2 protein-coding genes are annotated in these 1,798 nt (G+C 57.2%); both read left to right on the top strand.

Features of this window, described 5'->3' with window-relative positions:
- Positions 1 to 615: ABC transporter substrate-binding protein (locus tag B2W52_RS11265; protein ID WP_286803077.1), on the top strand; the 615-nt coding region annotated here is incomplete at its 5' end.
- 15 nt (positions 616 to 630) lie between these two features.
- Positions 631 to 1,716, top strand: coding sequence for a microcin C ABC transporter permease YejB (locus B2W52_RS11270; RefSeq protein WP_008171714.1), 1,086 nt, complete (start codon positions 631 to 633; stop codon positions 1,714 to 1,716).
- Positions 1,717 to 1,798 lie beyond the last annotated feature (82 nt).

The raw sequence follows: 1,798 nt of genomic DNA on the forward strand, positions 1-1,798 counted from the left end.
TACCAGCCACCCACCACCGAAGGCCAGCAGGGCCTCCGCGAGAATCTGAGGACGGCTCTGGGTCTGCTCAAGTCCGCCGGGTATATCATCCGCGATGGCAAGATGGTACACGGCGAAACCGGCGAACCACTGGCGTTCGAAATCCTGCTGTTCCAGAAAAGCTTCGAGCGGGTGGTTCTGCCTTTCAAGAACAACCTCGGCCGTCTCGGTATCGATGTGACCGTACGCCTCGTGGACAGCAACCAGTACATCCAGCGCCTGCGGGAATTCGATTTCGATATGATCACCCAGGTGTTCGGCCAATCGGATTCCCCGGGCAATGAACAGCGGGAATACTGGCATTCATCCACCGTGGATGCCAAAGGCTCACGGAATTACATGGGCGTGAGCGATCCGGTGATCGACGAGCTTGTGAACATGGTCATTCAGGCGCCAAACCGAGAGGAACTGGTTTACCGGGTTCGCGCCTTGGACCGGGTTCTGCTGCACCACTATTATGTGATTCCTCACTGGCACCTGAGAAGCGACCGTGTCGCCTACTGGAACCATCTGCAACGTCCAGCCGAGACGCCGAAAAACGGCATTGATCTGGACAACTGGTGGGCGAAGCCCTGAGGAAAACGCCGCCAAATGGGCATCTACATACTCAGGCGTCTGGCGCTGATCATCCCCACGCTGATCGGAATCATGCTGCTCAACTTTGTCATTGTGCAGGCGGCCCCCGGTGGTCCCGTTGAGCAGCTTATCGCTGAGATGGAAGGCCACGGCGGCAGCGCGCTGGCCCGGGCTTCCGGTGGTGGAACAGGTGGCGAGGTAGCCGACTCTTCCGGCGACACGCGTGGTTCCCGCGGCATACCCGATGAGCTTCTGAAAGAAATCGAAGTCATGTATGGCTTCGACAAGCCTGCTCACGAACGCTTCTTCAAGATGCTTGGCGATTACGCCACGTTCAACTTCGGTGATTCCTTCTTCCGGGAAAAAAGCGTCATCGACCTGATAATCGATAAAATGCCCGTTTCGATCTCCCTGGGGCTGTGGTCGACGCTGATCATCTATTTTATTTCCATCCCCCTGGGCATCCGGAAAGCCGTTACAGACGGCTCCAGGTTCGATGTCTGGACCAGCTCAGCCATTGTGGTGGGCTACGCCATTCCGGGCTTCCTCTTCGCGATACTGCTCATCGTGTTGTTTGCCGGGGGCAGTTATTTCGACTGGTTTCCGCTCCGGGGCCTGACCTCTTCGAATTTCGACGAGCTTACCTGGTACCAGAAAATCGGGGATTACTTCTGGCACCTGGCGTTGCCCGTCACCGCAAATGTGATCGGCGGTTTTGCCACCCTGACCCTGCTTACCAAGAATTCCTTCCTGGATGAGATCGGAAAGCAGTACGTGGTAACCGCCCGCGCCAAGGGTCTGGACCAGAAAGAAGTGCTGTATGGCCACGTATTTCGCAATGCCATGCTGATCGTGATTGCCAGCCTGCCAGGCGTCCTTGTCGCTCTGTTCTTTACGGGCTCCCTGCTGATTGAAGTGATCTTCTCCCTCGACGGGCTCGGGCTGCTCGGTTTCGAGGCGGCCCTGAACCGCGACTATCCCGTGATCTTCGGCACCCTGTATATCTTCACCCTGATGGGCCTGATCCTGAAGCTGATCAGCGACATTACCTACGTCCTGGTCGATCCGCGGATCGATTTTGAAAGCCGGGAGGGTGCGTGAGTTTCCGGTCTCTGACTCCGATCCAACAGCGGCGCCTGCGGAACTTCCGGAAAAACCGCCGGGGTTTCTGGTCTTTGTGGAT

The sequence above is a fragment of the Marinobacter sp. UBA2498 genome, assembly GCF_002341575.1.
In the GTDB taxonomy this organism is placed as follows: domain Bacteria; phylum Pseudomonadota; class Gammaproteobacteria; order Pseudomonadales; family Oleiphilaceae; genus Marinobacter; species Marinobacter manganoxydans.